Genomic DNA, 15,903 nt, shown 5'->3' on the forward strand with positions numbered 1-15,903 from the left:
CTCAATAAGCGCGTCTGAACGCAGATCAAAGAAGCAGAAACACCGGCACCCTCAAACCACTACGTTGCCCCAAATTAATGGCACCGCACGGCTGGAACTTGGCTGGTTCCAGAGAGATTCTGCGCGTCGGAGCGGACATCCAACTTCAGCGCAGCAGCGAAAGCAATGATTTGCATCATCCATTTCTGTGGATGTCGACATTGTCAAAAATGTGGACAACGCTCCGCCCGGCTTTCTAGGTGAAGTTGGACACGACCTCACACACACGTTAGCCTTAAATTCAGAGCGGTACGACAAACGTTAAGGAGACCGTTTTGCGTTTATTTATGTGGATCGCCGCCACACTGCTATGCGGTTCGCTCGCCACTGCCGAGGAACGGCTGGCGATGGTTATTGGGATCGACAGCTATGAAAATATTAACGACCTGCAAAAGGCAGGCAATGACGCTCGAGCCGTCTCTGCCACGCTGAGCGAACTCGGATTTGTGGTCACCGAACTGATCGACCCCGAGCGGCTGGACCTGCGGCGCGGCCTTGTAGATTTCTCTCGCCAGATCAGTCCTGGCGACGAGGTAGTGTTCTACTTTGCAGGACACGGCATCGAAGTAGAAGGTCGCAATTACCTGCTGCCCACCGACGTACCCCAAGTGCGTCCGGGCGAAGAAGATTTTGTGACCGGCGAAAGCATCGCTGCTGACCAGATCCTTGATGTAATCCAGTCCCGCGGTGCGCGCGTGGCACTGATGATACTCGATGCCTGCCGCGACAACCCATTCCCCACCCAAGGTACCCGGTCCGTGGGCCGCTCGAGCGGGCTATCGCGAATGGAACCGGCCGAAGGGGCCTTCGTCCTCTTTTCTGCCGGTACAGGCCAGACTGCGCTGGACCGACTGTCGGACAATGACCCAAACCCCAACTCGGTCTTCACTCGCTCCCTGCTGGAGCGGATGACCACACCCGGCCTACCTCTGAACGAGCTAGTGCGCCTTGTGCGGACCGACGTGCGTAAACTGGCTGCCAGTGTGAACCACAACCAGTTCCCAGCTTACTACGACCAGCTACAGGGCACATTTACCTTTGAGCGCGGCGGCCCCGCCCCGCTCCCAGTAACTGTTCCAACGCCCCAACCCTCTGCCCCTCCGATCAGCCCATGCGACGCGGCACGCGCTGACTGGGAGGTGCTACAAACCACGTCTAGCACCTCCGCGCTGGAAGCGTTCATGACCATGCACGCGGGCTGCCCCATCTATGCCGCCGCTGCTCAGGACCGGATCGACACGCTCAGTGCCGCTACCCAACCCGCCGAAAGGGCCGTGGCACCAGTGCCTTCGCCGCCCAGCACCTGCGAACAGCTTTGGTACTCGCGCAACCTCATCTTTCATAACAACGGCTTCTGCTTTCAGTCCACGCGTGCGCGGGCTGCCTTTGACACAAGCCAATGCACCACTCGAAACCCGCGCCTGACAGCAGCCGAACAAGGCGAGGTGCAGCGTCTGCAAGCGCTCGAAAGGGCCAATGGATGCTAATATCGCGGCTAGTCGCTGTCTCTCTTGCGCTTGGACTCTTGCCGAGTTTTGCGCGTGCAGATGGCTGCGTCCCCCGCGATTTTCTGGCGATGCCATTACCGCAGGGTCGGTCCGCAATCGCCACAGCACTTGAGACCGCATATCCCGGCCTGACCGTCGACGAAGCAGCGAAAACGCTGACAACGGGCGGCCAGACGCTGCCACTTGGCGCGGCTCATAACGGTCCGCCGAAGGAACGGCTGGCGAACGCCTCCATCATCGACCAGTTCGCGCAGATTTATCCGTTGACCTTTGACCTCGCGGCGCGTGACACACCCTGGTTCGACCCAGGCCGCGCCCGCAACGACGCCTTCTTCCGCGCACTTTATGGGCAAACAGAAACTCAGGTTGCAGCCCGGCTCTGGCGCGCAGAATACCAGGGGCCGAAGCGCCGCGCCCGTTTTGCCTTGAACAGCCACCACTGCGCTGCACATCAATTACAAGCTGCGTTCGATGCGATGGCTGCCAGTGGTGAGGATTTTGACCCATATTTCACCCAAGTCGGCGGAAGCTTTAACTGGCGTCGTATCGCTGGCACGCCACGGCTAAGCGCGCACAGTTTTGGTATCGCGGTCGACTTCAACACGCAGCTTGGCGGCTATTGGCGCTGGTCAGGCGCTCCTGAAGGCAACGCCGGGGCCTACGAAAATCAATACCCAGTTGCGCTCGTTCAGCAAATGGAACGCTTTGGGTTTATCTGGGGAGGCAAATGGCACCACTTCGATGGAATGCACTTTGAGTACCGACCCGAACTCATCTTATACGCACGCCTCAAAACGGGTTCACAAAACAACTGAGTCGCGCTTATCCTTGTCTGTCAAGACTCCTGGGTGGACACACACAATGAAGAACCTGACATCAGCGGCCTCCATTTGCATCGCGTGTGCCCTCGTCGCACCGCCGGTTTTTGCGGATTGCGGGTTTTGCGCCGAAAAGGTCACTTTGAACGAACTGCTCGCGAAATGCTATCTCAAGCGGCTGAACGACGAACGCTTGGCGGCATCACAGAACAACTCAGAGGTGCACCTTGTTGATTTGTCCGCATGTGGTTTAGATCGCAGTGCGACTGCGCTTCCGGACGTGCAAACCGATGGAGGGGGGCCGGTGCAGCTGGACCAGGCGTTTCTAATACCCGAACCGGCGCTTGATTGTCTTGCGCGCGAGGTCGAAACCGCGCAATTCGAAAAGGACAAAACACTGACATTTGAGGTCCGCGTTGACTGCTCCAACTGACAAACGGTCGATTAGGCGTACGCGTTCCAATGATCTGGACCCGGGCGCAGCCGAACTTTCCGGTGTTCTTGAATCTGTACAGGCGGACGAGGATGTCGAACCAGGAGACGACGGCCCGCTTGGCCGCCGAATTGCCACCGCCGACACGGCCCTCGCGCCTAAAACCGCATGGGAACGAATTGAGAGCACCTTTCGCCTTTTGTCACTGATCGCTATTGCCGCCTCGGCCGGGGTCTCGGCGTTGAACTTCTATCAGGGCTACCTCGACACAAAAAAGGAGCGCTCCATCGAGTTGATGTCGGACTGGCAGAAAACCGGTGCACGCGAAACATACACCCAACTAGGCAACGTTCTGATCCCCGCAATCAAAGCTGCGGGCGAAGTACCCGCGGACTTGCCCGAGCGAGCACGGCAACTGGCCCGTAAGCAGATCGGTGCGAACCTATTGGAAAATCTCAAAACAGGCGATGCAGATACACTCAAAGAAATCGAAGCGCAGATCGACACAGTAGTTGTGTTTTTCAGCGAGGTTGAATTTTGTTTACGTGCCGACCTTTGCAATACTCCTTTGCTCAAAGACTATTTTGGCACGGAAGTGACCTTATTTTGGGACTATTTTCAGGCCTACGCCTTTGAACAACGCGCCGGTCTATACCCAACCTACGGGGACGCGGTAGAAGCGCTGGCTATCAGCTTTGCAAGCCCATGAACGATGTCACGAAACGGCGCATATACTGAGGACCAACTTTTCCCAATAAAGATAAGGTCGGCCCAAAAGAGACATTCCCCACCCGCGCGCGATGCTACGTTCGCAACCAGCGCTGCCCACCCCAGCCAGACACCGCAGCGCGTCAGACATGAGTTTCGCCAGAATATCGCCGGTAGCCGGCCAGACCGATGCTCTCGCCAGCAAGGGCAGTTACAACATCTGGATCAATACACAAACTCACGCGTCGATGAGCAGGTCTTGGGAAACCATATTTCCGACTTGGAGTATTTGCTGCGAGAGTGGCGAGAAGACCTCGACTATTCGACGGATTGAAATGCAGCAAATCGAACAACGGCCAATGCACAAAGCAAATACGATGTGACTAACCTTCCAGAAGATTGATGCGACCACTGAATCCCAGAGTAAGTTCCTCTACTATCCGATCGTCGGCGTTGACACTGTTGCGACCTGTGTTGCCGTTTGGCCGCTAATCAGTTGCTTGGCCCAACTGATAGAAATCAAAATAGACCCGGACTCTCTGCATTTGATGAGAATCGCGCGCCGGACAAGAGCGGGGAATGCCCCTTCACGAAAATCAGCGTTGTAATTTCCTTTAGAACGGCGTGGCGCATAATGAAGCTGCAGGCGTTGTCTTGTGTGTTCCGCTGCATTAGCGTCCGGAATCATGGTCATCCGACGATACACATTTGCGCTATTGACGAGTCTTCTGGTCATTCTGGCCGGATTTGGTGGCGAGTCTCATGCCTGCGTCGGGCTTCACTGCGGGGACCATATGCAATCGGCGGAACACTCCGCCGCGGTAAAAAGCATCCCTGACATCTCGGCCCAAAGCAGCCATCACGACACGGATAATGCCGGTACCGGAGAGTGTAACCCCTTGCTTTGCCAAGCCGTCGTACTGATCTCGCAGAACAGCCAAGTCGTGTGGAATCAATATCAGCTTGACCGAGAGTTCCAGATTGGATCCCAATCCAAGTTGACTGAACCAGATAGCCCCTACAGACCCCCTGACCTTTGAAGCTGCCAAGATCCGCGCGCGCCTAAGTGACCGGCCCTTGCGGCTGTTTGCGATGTGCCGCAGCACTTCCAGCCTCCACAAAGTCAGGTTCAACCCATGAAGAAAAGTCACTTGTTAATCGGCGCTTGCGTCGTCTCGGCTGTTGCCGCTTTCATAGTTTTTCGTTCAGACCCAATCGAAGAAGCCAGCCCCCAGGCGACAGTTTCAAGAGACGGCCTAGTCGCAATTCAGATGCCACCTATTGAGGGCAAAGCAGCAATCGGCCAGCGGGTCTTTGATGCCTCCTGTGCCACTTGCCACGGTGTCAATGCGGTCGGAATTGACGGCGCAGGACCGCCACTGATCCACAAGATATACGAACCTAGTCACCACGCTGATGAAGCGTTTCAGAGGGCGGTTTCACAGGGTGTAAGAAGTCACCATTGGCAGTTTGGAGACATGCCGCCCGTCGACGGCTTGACGCGAGGTGACGTCGCTATGGTGATCGCCTACATTCGTGAAATCCAGCGCGCCAACGGAATAAATTGAGGATAGCCCCATGAAGAAGATTGTATTGCTTATACTCCTGGCTGCACTCCCCAATTTTGCGCTGGCGCATTCCAAGGTCACAGAAACAACACCTGCAGACGGAACCACAGTAACGACTGTGCCTGCTGAAGTTGGCCTCAATTTCTCGAAAGACATCCGGCTGACCCGGATAGAGATGGCACATGAAGAACACGGGGCAGTACAACTGGATCTGGGCGACCAGGCAATATTTGCTCAGAAGTTCAAAATTCCACTGCCAGGCAATGGCGCGGGCACCTATGTCATCGAGTGGCGCGGTTTAGGTGAGGACGGTCATGCTATGCAGGGCGCGTTTACCTTTACTGTGAAATGAACATGCCAGACATCTGGGGAATTGCTGCAATCCTCGCAAAGCTAGCACTCTATATCGGCTTTGCGGGGGCCACTGGCCTTGTGGTCGTTAAGTGTCTCTATTCCAGCTTGGTCACACCGATAAGCCTGGCGATGAAACGCCAATCCATGGCCTTGGCATGGCTTGCTCTCATTGCGACGGCACTGGGATTCATGCTTCGTGGAGCCCTCTTGACGGGCGGAGCGGATGGGCTGGTCGACCCCGAGATGCTTGGATTACTCTGGCAGACATCCGTAGGCGATGTATTTGTTTATCGAGTGATAGGCGCAGCAATGATCCTTGTCGGATTGTCTGTTCCGCGCTTTGGTTTAGGGATCGCACTTGTGGGTGGCACGATGGCTCTGTGGTCCTTTGCACAGATCGGGCACCTATCGGATCTAGAGAATTTTGGTACCCAACTCTTGTTACTAGCACACCTGCTCTGTGTAGCTTTCTGGGTAGGCATCTTCAGCCCGCTGCGGAGTATGGCTCTTCAACCTGAGCAAATTGCAGCTGCTGCTGCTCTTGGGCACAGGTATGGCCAAGCTGCGGCACTGATGGTACCCGCATTGATCGTCGCAGGTTTCTGGATGGCTTGGTTGCTTGTTGGTGATCTCCGAGCGCTCATTTCCACTGGTTATGGGCAGGCCCTGTTGCTCAAAGTACTATTTGTAGGGCTGCTATTGATCCTAGCCGCCGCGAACAAGCTTCGATTTGTTCCGGCAATGCTGGACGGAGATACCAAGGCAGCGCAGCACCTCGCCCGATCCATCGAAGTTGAGGCGCTGATCGTTCTGGCGGTGCTGACAACTACGGCGACACTAACAACCGTTCTGACGCTTCCGAATTGAGGTGGGTGGAGATGACCAGGCACTTATTTATATTGGTCCAATGCAGCATCTATTCCAGCGTTGCCGCGGATCATACGTTTACAGACAGAGACGTGGCGAATGGACAGAGGCTCTACGTAGATCAATGCGCCGCTTGCCACGGCGTTAACCTGGAAGGCCAACCCAACTGGCAAACACCGGGTGAAGACGGTGTGATGCCTGCGCCACCACATGACGTGACCGGGCACACATGGCACCATGATAGCCTGCTTTTGTTTGACTACACCAAATTCGGCGGTGCAAAGACACTGGCCGCACGCGGCGTCAAGAATTTCAACAGTGGCATGCCAGGTTTCGAAGGCACTTTGACTGATGACGGTATTTGGGATGTTCTGGCCTATATCCGTTCCACATGGCCGAAAGATATTCAGCAGGTACAAGCCAGTCGCAACCTCGCACACGACTAGAGGCAGGCCAACACGAATGTCACAGACATCATCTGTGCGGGATACCTGAACGTTAGCAAATCGCAATGTTCAGGAGGAACTATTTTCCGGAGCTCGAAATCCCAAAAGCCTTTCGATATTTGGGAATGAAAATATCTTTCCCCTTTATCTTGCGTGTGATCCAGTCACCCACTGTCACAAAAAGCCAACTGCTGCCGATGACTGGGCCAAGGGGCACCAGAATGGGTGCTTTTTTCCAGGGCGCGTAGGGTTTCTGACTTTCAACGGGTACGCCCTCGATTACTTTCTTAAGCGTTTTGATCAGCCACGGATTCTGCCGTGCCGTTGCTACGATTGTCATTCCGTCGCCAATGTCGGCAATGTCACCGCCGACGAAGACATTCGGATAGCTTGACGGTCGCAACCATTTGTCGGTTTTGACCCTACCCAATGCATCAGCCGACACGCCCGGAAGACTTTGAACCAAAGACGATTGGGGCTTCGATCCAACCACCGGAAATACCAGATCGGCCGCAATCACCCTACCGTCGGTCAAGCTCACGGATCCTTCGTAGGGCCGATCCAAATGGCGTAAATCCTGCGCCCTCTGGCCGAGAATGACAGTGACCCCCAGCCGTTCCAACTTACCTTTGAGCTGCGCGCCTAGCTTGGCCGGGTACTTGGGAAACAAGGTATCATCCGACGAAACCAGGGTGATGGATTTACCCGGATGTGCCGAGGCTGTTTCGCCCGCAAGCTCTGTACCGACAGCGCCTGCCCCTACGATCACAACTGAATTCGCCTTGGCCAGTTGCGCGCTGACGTCTTTGCTCGCTTGCTGAAAATCCGCAATGCTGTCACCCGACGGCTTGAACGGCGCTGCATAGGATGATCCGGTGGCGATCAGGATATAGTCCGCCGGAAAGACAGCTCCAGATTCCAAAGTGACCTCGGTTTCAGAAACCGAAACGGCGCGCCCGCGCACGACCTTACCCGATTGCAGCAGATTGTCGTATGGCAGGATGATCTGGTCCAGCAAGGCGGGTTCAACCAGCGCGCGGATCGCTGCAGGCGGATGCACGAACGCTTCGCGTTGCTCAATCAGGGTGACGTCCGCGCAAGCGTCCAGTTCCCGGGCAACTTCAAACCCGACATAGCCCCCGCCAATGATCACAATTTTCTTCTTCGCCATAGGGTCCCCCCGTTGCGGCATAACGTTCTGACCACTATCTAAAATTGCACGTTCACACGAACAAGTACGGTCATCTAGGATACTGCCTTGAAACATGATGAGTTAGAGGATCATTGTCAGATCGAAGCATTGATCTCGGCGATCTCAGGTCGATGGAAGCTGTTGATTATCTACTGGCTTTCGCAGGGGGACTGCCGGTTCAACCAGCTTCAGCGAAACCTCGGACGCATCACGCATCGAACGTTAACGCGCCAGCTGACCGAGTTGCAGACGACGGGCTTTGTCTCTCGCAAAGACTTCAAGACCATACCGCCGCATGTCGAATACAGCCTCACACCTCTGGGTCAAAGCCTGCTTCCACTGCTGTATGAGATGCATCAATGGGCGGCGCAGAATGCGGACAAGTTACCGGAACCGAAAGATCTTTCGAAACAACTAGGGCGATGACCTAGCCCATTGAACAGGGCCAGGCATCTGAAGGGGCAAGACCAAGATCTATGTCAAAGCCCGACCAATATCTCTGGCAACCATGTCGCCACTTCGGGGATCAGGATGATAACCACAAGAACCAGCATTTGCGCCCCTACAAAGGGCAACACGCCGCGATACATCTGCCCATAGCTCATGTCACGCGGAGCGATTGATCGAAGATAGAAAATCGACGGTGCCATTGGCGGTGTCAGATACGAAGTCTGAATCACCACTAGAACCATCATGGCAAACCAGATCGGATCAATTCCGGCGGATTTCACGATCGGGGCAAAGATCGGAATGAAAATCAGAACGATCGACACCCAGTCCAGTACAAAGCCCGCGAAAAAAACCACCAACAAAAAGAATGCGATGATACCGGCATTGCCATACCCGATCCCGGCAACGGTATCGCGCACCAGCTGTCCGCCTCCGGTGACCGCAAAGATGCTGGTGAACATCGTGCCTCCGGCCACGATCAACATGATCATAGCGGTGATGCGCAGGGTCACATTCAGTGCCTCGGACATCAGTTTCAGGTTTAGTTCCCGAAACATCAAAGCCAGCAGGATCGTACCGGCGGCCCCGACTGCGGCAGCTTCGGTAGCCGAGGCAACACCGGCCAGAAGCGAGCCCAGTACCAGGACAATCAATGCCAGCGGGGGCAACAATGCCGTCAACGTCACCTTCATCTTACGGCCGGTTGGCATCGCGCGCTCTGCCTGTGGCAACGGAGGAGCGTCAGCAGGTCGGACCATGCTGCGCACCAAAATATAAAGCACGAAGAACACCACCATCAGCAAGCCGGGCAGGATAGATGCGGCAAACAGCTTGCCAATCGACAGCTGCGCAATCGACGCATAGACGACCACAATGACCGAGGGTGGAATTATTGTCCCCAGTGAGCCCCCTGCACAGATTGTTCCCGCGATGAGGTCATTACGATAACCCGCTTTGGTCATGGCTGGGATGGCCATCAACCCCACAACTATCTCGACCGCACCTACAACGCCGGATGCGGCGGCGAAAACTGCGCACATTGCAATCGTCGACAGCGCCAATCCACCGGGCAAGCCGCCCAGCCACAACTGCAGTGCAAAGAACAGACGTTTCGCGATCCCCGAACGCTCAAGTATCGCCCCCATGAAAATGAACAGAGGGATTGCTGCCAGTACGAAATTCGAAGCCGTATGAAGCAGCGGACCATAAAGCTGCAAAAAGATCAGCTCACCGAACACCATGTAGCCAAAGGCGACGGAGATGATGATGAGCGAAAAGGCCACCGGCACTCCGGCAAAGACCAGCACAAAAAGGGCTGCAAACATCAGTAATGGTGTCATTGGTTTTCTTCCATGCCGTCCAGTTCGCCCGGTGCCTCACCAGGGTTCTTGCGCCCCGAAAGCAACTTGATCGCCTCAGCCAGGAATTGCAGCGCCAAGGCCGCCAGACCAACGGCGATGACCGTGTAAAACGGCCAGACAACCGGCGCCCAAGGGCTGACGCTTTCGACCTCTCCGGTGATCAGTGCTTTCCAGGCTTTTTTGCTTGCAACCCAGGCAAAGATGGTCGTGATCGGTGTCATGACCAACAGAAAGACAGCACCGTTCAACAGCTGCTGCGCCCGCATCGGCATACGCTGAGACAGAAAGTCGATCCTGACATGCACGTCACAGCGCAGGGCATAAGCCGCCCCAAGCAGAAAAACCGAACCGTTCAGCATGTACGAGATATCAAACGCCCAAAGCGTCGGCGCACCAAACGCATAGCGAGCAACAACCTCGTACAGCATTGCCACGATCAGGGCAAAAATTACGCATCGACCCAGCAGGGCCAGCGCCCCGGCAATCGCGTCGATGACTCTGAGAATATTGGTCATGTGTGTCCCCGGAAACGGATGACCGGCACGAATATCCGGTCATCCAACCAATGTCAGGGCAGAGCCTATTCGGCGCTGTCGCGAACCAAATAACCCGAATTCTCGGCCCAGTTCGCTTGATAGGCGAGGTAGCTGTCCAGAACCTCTTGCATCCGGGCGCTTCCGTCTTCGGCTTTTTTGGCAGCCTGGCTACGGGCCCAATCGCGCCCGGCGGCGCGGATCTTTTCAGATTCCGCTGGTACCATGTTGATGATTTCAACTTTGGTGTCGCGGAAGGCAGCCATGGCTTGAATGTCCGCGTGACCGAAATGTGTGAAGCTTTCGTATGTTGTCAACTTGGCCGCTGCGGTAACCTGAAGTTTGATATCCTCGGGCAGAGCATCCCAGGTTTCCTGTTTGACGAAGACTTCCCACAGAAAGGACGGCTGATGCACGCCGGGCATGATCATATAGGGCGCAACCTCATGGAAACCTTCAGAGATATTGCCTCCTGGCGTCGACCATTCGACCGCGTCCACACCCTTACGCTGCAGCAAAGTGTAGATTTCATTTCCCGGGACAACCGTCGGAACGCCGCCAAAGCTGTCCTGTAGAACAGCGGCCCATGCGCCCGAGGTCCGGTATTTGACGCCCTTCAGATCGTTGGTTGTTTCGATCTTGACGTTCGAATGCGCCATAACTTCGGACGTACCGACCCCAACGACCAGCGTGTGCAGACCCATTTCTTCGCGGCGGAAATCCTGCAGCATCTGCTCACCGCCGCCTTCATAGATCCAGTGCAGGGTCGCCTCGCCGGACATTCCACCGGGGAAGCTGGCGAAAACGGCATTGGTCGGGTCCTGGTTTACCAGATAAGACGGCGTGGAATGTCCGGCTTCGACGATGCCGTCCTGAACTACTTCATACGCCTTGAAGGCCGGGGCCAGAACGCCCGCGCCAAAAGGTTGGACATGCATGCGCCCCGCGGTCAGTGTGTCCACATTAGCCGCAAATCGTTCCATGAAGTTCTGGTAAAAGAATGAACCTTCACCAATCGCTGCGGTCATCTTCCATTCAATTTCTGCGGCGCTTGCGGGCATTGCAAGCGTGGCTGTTACCGCCAGGGCGGCAAAGTTCGAGAAGAGTTTCATCTTGTCCTCCTGTTATGGGCCAAAGCCCGATTTTGCACGTCGAATGACGCGGAATTTCCGGTGATCTGCTTCTATGGCAGAGTGTTGCGGATGATACGGAACAGCCGATCTGGGTGTCCCTGCCCGGCCCCGTTCACCGGGGCCAAAGCCTTTGATATGGCCGAGGCAATTTCTAGCCTCAGCCCTGTGGTTCACCGCTTATTGCGTCGAGCCTTCCAGATCTTCGGGGCTGAGTGCGGCGGGCATGTTCTGATATGCTACGGGTCGCAGCCAACGGCGGATGGCCATTGTGCCGACGCTTGTTGCGCCGAAATTCGTGCTGGCAGGATAAGGCCCCCCGTGGACCATGGACCCCACCACCTCGACCCCGGTTGGGAAGCCGTTGAACAGCAACCGCCCGGCCTTGCGCTCCAGAATCGGGAAGAGTTGCTGCGCCAGCGCAGTGTCGCTGTCATCCATCTGGATCGTGGCCGTCAGTTGCCCGTCCAGCTGGGCTGACAAGGCAACCATCTCTTTTTCCGAGCCGACGCGCACAATCAGCGACGCGGGCCCAAACACTTCTTCGCTGAGGCTGGGATCAGCCAGAAACGCTTCGGCATCGGTTTCGAATAGCGCCGGTTCAGCTGAACGGCCTGCCGTGGAACCTTGATGGATCGTGCGCACGGCGGGATGTTCGGCCAAATGCGATTGGCCGGATCGAAATGCATCGGCAATCCCATCGGTCAGCATGGTCTGTGACGGCACTGTGCACAGGGCACTCGCAGCAGCATCGATAAATTGGTCAGCATCATCGCCTGTGATCATCACGGCAACGCCCGGATTGGTGCAAAACTGCCCTGCCCCCATGGTCATCGACCCCGCCCAGGCTTTGCCGATCTCTTCACCTCTGGCGGCCATAGCGTTTGGAAGAACAAACATCGGATTGACCGAGCCCAATTCACCAAAGAACGGGATCGGGTCAGGGCGGCTTGCGCAGAGGTCAAACAGCGCCCTGCCTCCGGCCAGCCCACCGGTAAAGCCCACGGCACGGATTGCCGGATGCTTTACCAATGCTTCTCCGATGCTGCGGTCCCCACCTTGCACCAATGAGAATACGCCGTCGGGCATACCGGTCGCCCTGGCCGCCGCGTGGATGGCATCAGCGACGATTTCGCCGGTGCCCGGATGGGCGGGGTGGCCTTTGACCACGACCGGGCAACCTGCGGCCAGTGCCGATGCGGTGTCACCTCCGGCAACCGAAAATGCCAAGGGGAAGTTCGAGGCGCCAAAAACAGCCACCGGGCCAACCGGGCGCTGCATCATCTTGATGTCAGGACGTGGGGCGGGTTGGCGATCCGGCATCGCCAGATCATGGCGGCGCTCTAGATACGCACCATCCTGGACGAATTCGGCAAACATGCGCAACTGACCAACCGTGCGTCCCCGCTCGCCTTGAAGACGCATCTCGGGCAGACCGGTTTCTGCACTGCCAATGCTGGTGATGGCCTCGGCACGGGCCTCGATCTCATCCGCGATAGCATTCAGGAATCTGGCTCGATCCCCTCGGCTGCGATTGGCGTAATCTACAAAGGCAGCCTCGGCCAGGGTACAGGCCTGATCAACCAACTCAGGCGTTCCCGCAGCAAAGTTGCTCCCCTCACCCGAGACGGGGCTGGAGGCAAAGCTTTCATCAGCTCCAACCCACTGACCGCCAATCAAGTGCTGACCGCGAAAAACATATCCATTATTCAACGACATACCCAATCCTCACGCTGCATTTTGCGCCGAAGAACCGGCCTGACTGCTCCAGTTCTCGTACCAGGTACGGAACAGTCTGAACTGTTGTTCAACATAGCCGCGCTGGCTGTCAGTAAGGGCATCTGTTTCGTTGAAATGATGCGTGTATTCGGGATGACCCGTCATAACCATTAAGTGTTTGTAGTAGAGCACAAGATCGGTGCCTTCGTCGAAGGACGACAAAACGCCCAAAGCCGCCTCAAGCTCCAACGCCCGGGCACGCGCGTTGGCATTGCCCTTGGCCGCCGCCTGACACAAATCCACCAGATGCAGAATCTCATCGGGCAGCACATTCCCGATCCCAGTGATGGCGCCGGTTGCGCCACAATTCACGATCCCGTGGAACACCGCGGTATCCACGCCGACCATCAGGGAAACATTGTCATCACCGCTGGTGATGTTTTCGGAGGCATAGCGCAGATCTTCGGCGCCGCCGAATTCCTTGTAACCGATCAGGTTCGGGTGGTCCTTGCGCAGATCAAAGAACAGATCCGCACGGGTGGTAAATCCGTAATAAGGGCTGTTGTAGATCACTGCCGGAAGATCCGGTGCCGCGGCCAGAATGCCTTTGAAGTGGTGCCGCTGCGCAGTCATGGACGCGCCGCGTGACAGTACACGTGGAATGACCATCAATCCGCTGGCGCCCACTTTCTGCGCGTGTGCGGCATGCTGGATTGCCAAGGCCGAATTGATCGCGCCTGTTCCCACGATCACCGGGATACCAGCCTTGACCAACGCCTCGACGCCCTGCATACGCTGCGCATCGGTCAAAAGGGGCCAATCACCCATCGAGCCACAATAGACAACCGCGGACATGCCCGTCTCGATCAGCTCATGACCTTTACGCACAAGCGCCTCAAAGTCAGGACTGCGATCCGCGCGACAGGGCGTCATCAGGGCCGGGATGCATCCGGAAAAGACATTCGGGTTCACGATTTGGGTCTCCGTATTTTTTTGCCGGGCCGGTGGATTGCCCCACCGGGTTAGGGATTCGTGTAATCTTGCCGTCAGTATACTTTAAATATTTTATTTGTCGACAAATTTTCGACAAGAAGGAATAAGGCCCTAAAATACGTGAAAACAACCGGTTTTTGGCTGGGATTAACACTCGACTTAGCACCGGTACGTGTGGCAAAATTGATGTGCGAACGCAGATGGACCGCGATCCAGCGGCTAGGGAATGCTCTGACATGGAAAAACGAAAGCCGGTCGAAGCCGGCCGCAAACGTGGATCAGGCGTTCAGTTCGTCTATGAAACCCTGCGGGACGAAATCATCGACCTCGCCCTTGCGCCCGGCAGCGCCATAGACGAGGCCAAGCTGAGCGAGCGGTTCTCGATGTCGCGCACCCCGATCCGCGAAGCCCTTGTCAGGCTGACATCGGAAGGGTTGGTGGCGACACTGCCGAACCGCGCGAGCATCGTGGCGCCCATAGACTTTTTGAATCTTCACACATTCTTTGATGCGATGACCCTGATGTATCGCGTTACAACCCGGCTGGCCGCCGAATACCGAACGGACCAGGATCTGTGCGACATTCGCATGCGGCAGCAGGAATTTTCGGATGCAGCTGCCAAAAATGACGTTCTGACCATGATCGCAAAAAATGCAGAGCTTCATAATGCAATCGCCAAAGCAGGGCGCAACCCATATTACGAAAGCCTGACGCGCAGACTGCTGAACGAAGGGCAACGGATCATGCGGCCCTATTATTCGTCCTTTGGGGATCGGTTACCGGATCGGTATTCCCTGGAACATGACGACATAATCGCAGCTATAGCGGCCCAGGACATCACCGAGGCCGACCGATTGGCGAGCGCCCATGCGGAACAAATCGTCCAGAACATCCGCGACATGATCTCGGCGGATCGGCGTCACTCAATCAAACTCTGATTCTGTTTCGCTAGATACTAAACCGTTGGAAAAATTGAGGGGTTTGAAGGTTTACACCCGGATCTTCCCAAAAAATTTACCTCTGCTAAAAAAAATTTTGATATTTCTTCTGCGATCCGGTTGAATACGCGGCAACCCACGATTCCGGGAGACAGGGAATGAACGCAGCAAACGCGCGCGACAAATCAAAGCCGAAGGGCACGCCGACCGAGCTGGGGCAGGCAATTCGCAGGCGGCGCAAGGCGATGGGCCTGACTTTGGACAAGGTCGCACAGACCTCTGATCTGACAACGGGCTTTCTGTCTCAGGTCGAGCGGGGCCTGAGCTCACCCTCGCTGACCTCGCTGATGGCGATTGCCGCGGCACTTCAAACCAGCATCGAAAAGCTGCTCAGCGTACCCGAGGTGTTCAGCGAATATGTGGCAAAGGACAACCGCCAGACATATTCCCTGGGTATGCGGGGCAGGTTTTATGAGAAGCTGGGCCCTGGTTTTACCGGTGCATTGTTCAACCCACAGATCGTTCATCGCCCCCCGGGGCACGTTTCCGAAAAGATGCGGCATGAGGGCGAGGCGTTTTGCTATCTGATCTCGGGACGGCTTGAATATCACCTTGGTGACAAGGTTTTCATTATGTCGCCAGGTGACGTCGTTCACCACGACACATCTACCCGTCATTTCTCAGTCGTATTGGGGGACGTAGAAGCCGTAGAGCTTTGGGTAACAACCTCTCCGATCAATGATTCCGGCTTTGTGGCAAGTTAAATTGACCAACCGAACAGAGGTCAGCCTAAATACATTTGGCCATTTTTCACCTACCACTAAAAAAAGCTTTAGTATTGTTAAG

At 56.0% G+C, this 15,903-nt stretch carries 18 protein-coding genes; 11 read left to right on the plus strand and 7 right to left on the minus strand.

Going from position 1 to position 15,903, the window contains the following annotated elements; genetic code table 11:
* Window positions 1-314 precede the first annotated feature (314 nt).
* The 4 genes from AC2FLG_RS06610 to AC2FLG_RS06625 all read left to right on the plus strand — a co-directional run bounded on the left by AC2FLG_RS06610 (window position 315) and on the right by AC2FLG_RS06625 (window position 3,507).
* Window positions 315-1,526: a caspase family protein gene (locus AC2FLG_RS06610; RefSeq protein WP_496705517.1), complete on the plus strand. Its 1,212-nt coding sequence runs from the start codon at window positions 315-317 to the stop codon at window positions 1,524-1,526.
* Window positions 1,527-1,564: 38 nt separating this feature from the next.
* Entirely contained in the window at window positions 1,565-2,362 is a 798-nt protein-coding gene (locus AC2FLG_RS06615) for a M15 family metallopeptidase (protein WP_496701224.1), read from the plus strand.
* Window positions 2,363-2,408: 46 nt separating this feature from the next.
* Entirely contained in the window at window positions 2,409-2,798 is a 390-nt protein-coding gene (locus AC2FLG_RS06620; protein WP_496693006.1) for a hypothetical protein, read from the plus strand.
* Window positions 2,799-2,997: 199 nt separating this feature from the next.
* Window positions 2,998-3,507: a hypothetical protein gene (locus AC2FLG_RS06625; protein ID WP_496693005.1), complete on the plus strand. Its 510-nt coding sequence runs from the start codon at window positions 2,998-3,000 to the stop codon at window positions 3,505-3,507.
* A 712-nt stretch (window positions 3,508-4,219) separates the two neighbouring features.
* On the opposite strand, the gene AC2FLG_RS06630 is transcribed toward AC2FLG_RS06625, so the two are convergent.
* Window positions 4,220-4,612: a hypothetical protein gene (locus AC2FLG_RS06630; protein WP_496705519.1), complete on the minus strand. Its 393-nt coding sequence runs from the start codon at window positions 4,610-4,612 to the stop codon at window positions 4,220-4,222.
* 30 nt (window positions 4,613-4,642) lie between these two features.
* Here AC2FLG_RS06630 and AC2FLG_RS06635 point away from each other — a divergent pair, with 30 nt between their 5' ends.
* The 4 genes from AC2FLG_RS06635 to AC2FLG_RS06650 are packed head-to-tail and all read left to right on the plus strand — an operon-like array spanning window position 4,643 to window position 6,741.
* Window positions 4,643-5,074 carry a c-type cytochrome gene (locus AC2FLG_RS06635; protein WP_496702272.1) on the plus strand — a complete coding sequence of 144 codons (432 nt, stop codon included), beginning with the start codon at window positions 4,643-4,645 and terminating at the stop codon, window positions 5,072-5,074.
* Window positions 5,075-5,084: 10 nt separating this feature from the next.
* On the plus strand, window positions 5,085-5,426 hold the full coding sequence (locus tag AC2FLG_RS06640) for a copper resistance CopC family protein (RefSeq protein WP_496705521.1): 342 nt from the start codon (window positions 5,085-5,087) through the stop codon (window positions 5,424-5,426).
* Window positions 5,423-6,295 (plus strand): CopD family protein, encoded by an 873-nt coding sequence (locus AC2FLG_RS06645; protein WP_496705523.1) that lies wholly within the window; start codon window positions 5,423-5,425, stop codon window positions 6,293-6,295. The genes AC2FLG_RS06640 and AC2FLG_RS06645 overlap by 4 nt, the downstream gene beginning before the upstream one ends.
* Before the next feature lie 11 nt (window positions 6,296-6,306).
* On the plus strand, window positions 6,307-6,741 hold the full coding sequence (locus tag AC2FLG_RS06650; protein ID WP_496705525.1) for a c-type cytochrome: 435 nt from the start codon (window positions 6,307-6,309) through the stop codon (window positions 6,739-6,741).
* 79 nt (window positions 6,742-6,820) lie between these two features.
* Here the strand turns inward: AC2FLG_RS06650 and AC2FLG_RS06655 are convergent, their stop codons facing one another.
* Complete coding sequence (locus AC2FLG_RS06655) at window positions 6,821-7,912, minus strand: NAD(P)/FAD-dependent oxidoreductase (RefSeq protein ID WP_496705527.1); 1,092 nt, start codon at window positions 7,910-7,912, stop codon at window positions 6,821-6,823.
* A gap of 87 nt (window positions 7,913-7,999) precedes the next feature.
* On the opposite strand from AC2FLG_RS06655, the gene AC2FLG_RS06660 reads away from it, so the two are divergent.
* Window positions 8,000-8,359: a winged helix-turn-helix transcriptional regulator gene (locus AC2FLG_RS06660; protein WP_142637835.1), complete on the plus strand. Its 360-nt coding sequence runs from the start codon at window positions 8,000-8,002 to the stop codon at window positions 8,357-8,359.
* 53 nt (window positions 8,360-8,412) lie between these two features.
* Here AC2FLG_RS06660 and AC2FLG_RS06665 read toward each other — a convergent pair whose 3' ends face one another.
* The 5 genes from AC2FLG_RS06665 to AC2FLG_RS06685 all read right to left on the minus strand — a co-directional run bounded on the left by AC2FLG_RS06665 (window position 8,413) and on the right by AC2FLG_RS06685 (window position 14,098).
* A complete protein-coding gene (locus AC2FLG_RS06665; protein ID WP_496702282.1) occupies window positions 8,413-9,723 on the minus strand; it encodes a TRAP transporter large permease in 1,311 nt (436 codons plus the stop codon).
* Complete coding sequence (locus AC2FLG_RS06670; RefSeq protein ID WP_496705529.1) at window positions 9,720-10,259, minus strand: TRAP transporter small permease subunit; 540 nt, start codon at window positions 10,257-10,259, stop codon at window positions 9,720-9,722. Before AC2FLG_RS06670 ends, AC2FLG_RS06665 begins: the two co-directional genes overlap by 4 nt.
* A gap of 65 nt (window positions 10,260-10,324) precedes the next feature.
* Window positions 10,325-11,389 carry a TRAP transporter substrate-binding protein DctP gene (gene dctP, locus AC2FLG_RS06675; protein WP_496705531.1) on the minus strand — a complete coding sequence of 355 codons (1,065 nt, stop codon included), beginning with the start codon at window positions 11,387-11,389 and terminating at the stop codon, window positions 10,325-10,327.
* Between the two features lie 198 nt (window positions 11,390-11,587).
* Window positions 11,588-13,126 (minus strand): aldehyde dehydrogenase (NADP(+)), encoded by a 1,539-nt coding sequence (locus AC2FLG_RS06680; RefSeq protein ID WP_496705533.1) that lies wholly within the window; start codon window positions 13,124-13,126, stop codon window positions 11,588-11,590.
* A 9-nt stretch (window positions 13,127-13,135) separates the two neighbouring features.
* Complete coding sequence (locus AC2FLG_RS06685) at window positions 13,136-14,098, minus strand: dihydrodipicolinate synthase family protein (RefSeq protein ID WP_496705535.1); 963 nt, start codon at window positions 14,096-14,098, stop codon at window positions 13,136-13,138.
* 257 nt (window positions 14,099-14,355) lie between these two features.
* On the opposite strand from AC2FLG_RS06685, the gene AC2FLG_RS06690 reads away from it, so the two are divergent.
* Both AC2FLG_RS06690 and AC2FLG_RS06695 read left to right on the plus strand, forming a co-directional pair.
* A complete protein-coding gene (locus AC2FLG_RS06690; RefSeq protein ID WP_142637824.1) occupies window positions 14,356-15,057 on the plus strand; it encodes a GntR family transcriptional regulator in 702 nt (233 codons plus the stop codon).
* A 158-nt stretch (window positions 15,058-15,215) separates the two neighbouring features.
* A complete protein-coding gene (locus AC2FLG_RS06695) occupies window positions 15,216-15,821 on the plus strand; it encodes a helix-turn-helix domain-containing protein (RefSeq protein ID WP_281973159.1) in 606 nt (201 codons plus the stop codon).
* Window positions 15,822-15,903 lie beyond the last annotated feature (82 nt).

It is taken from the genome of Ruegeria sp. CDSA193 (assembly GCF_059611885.1).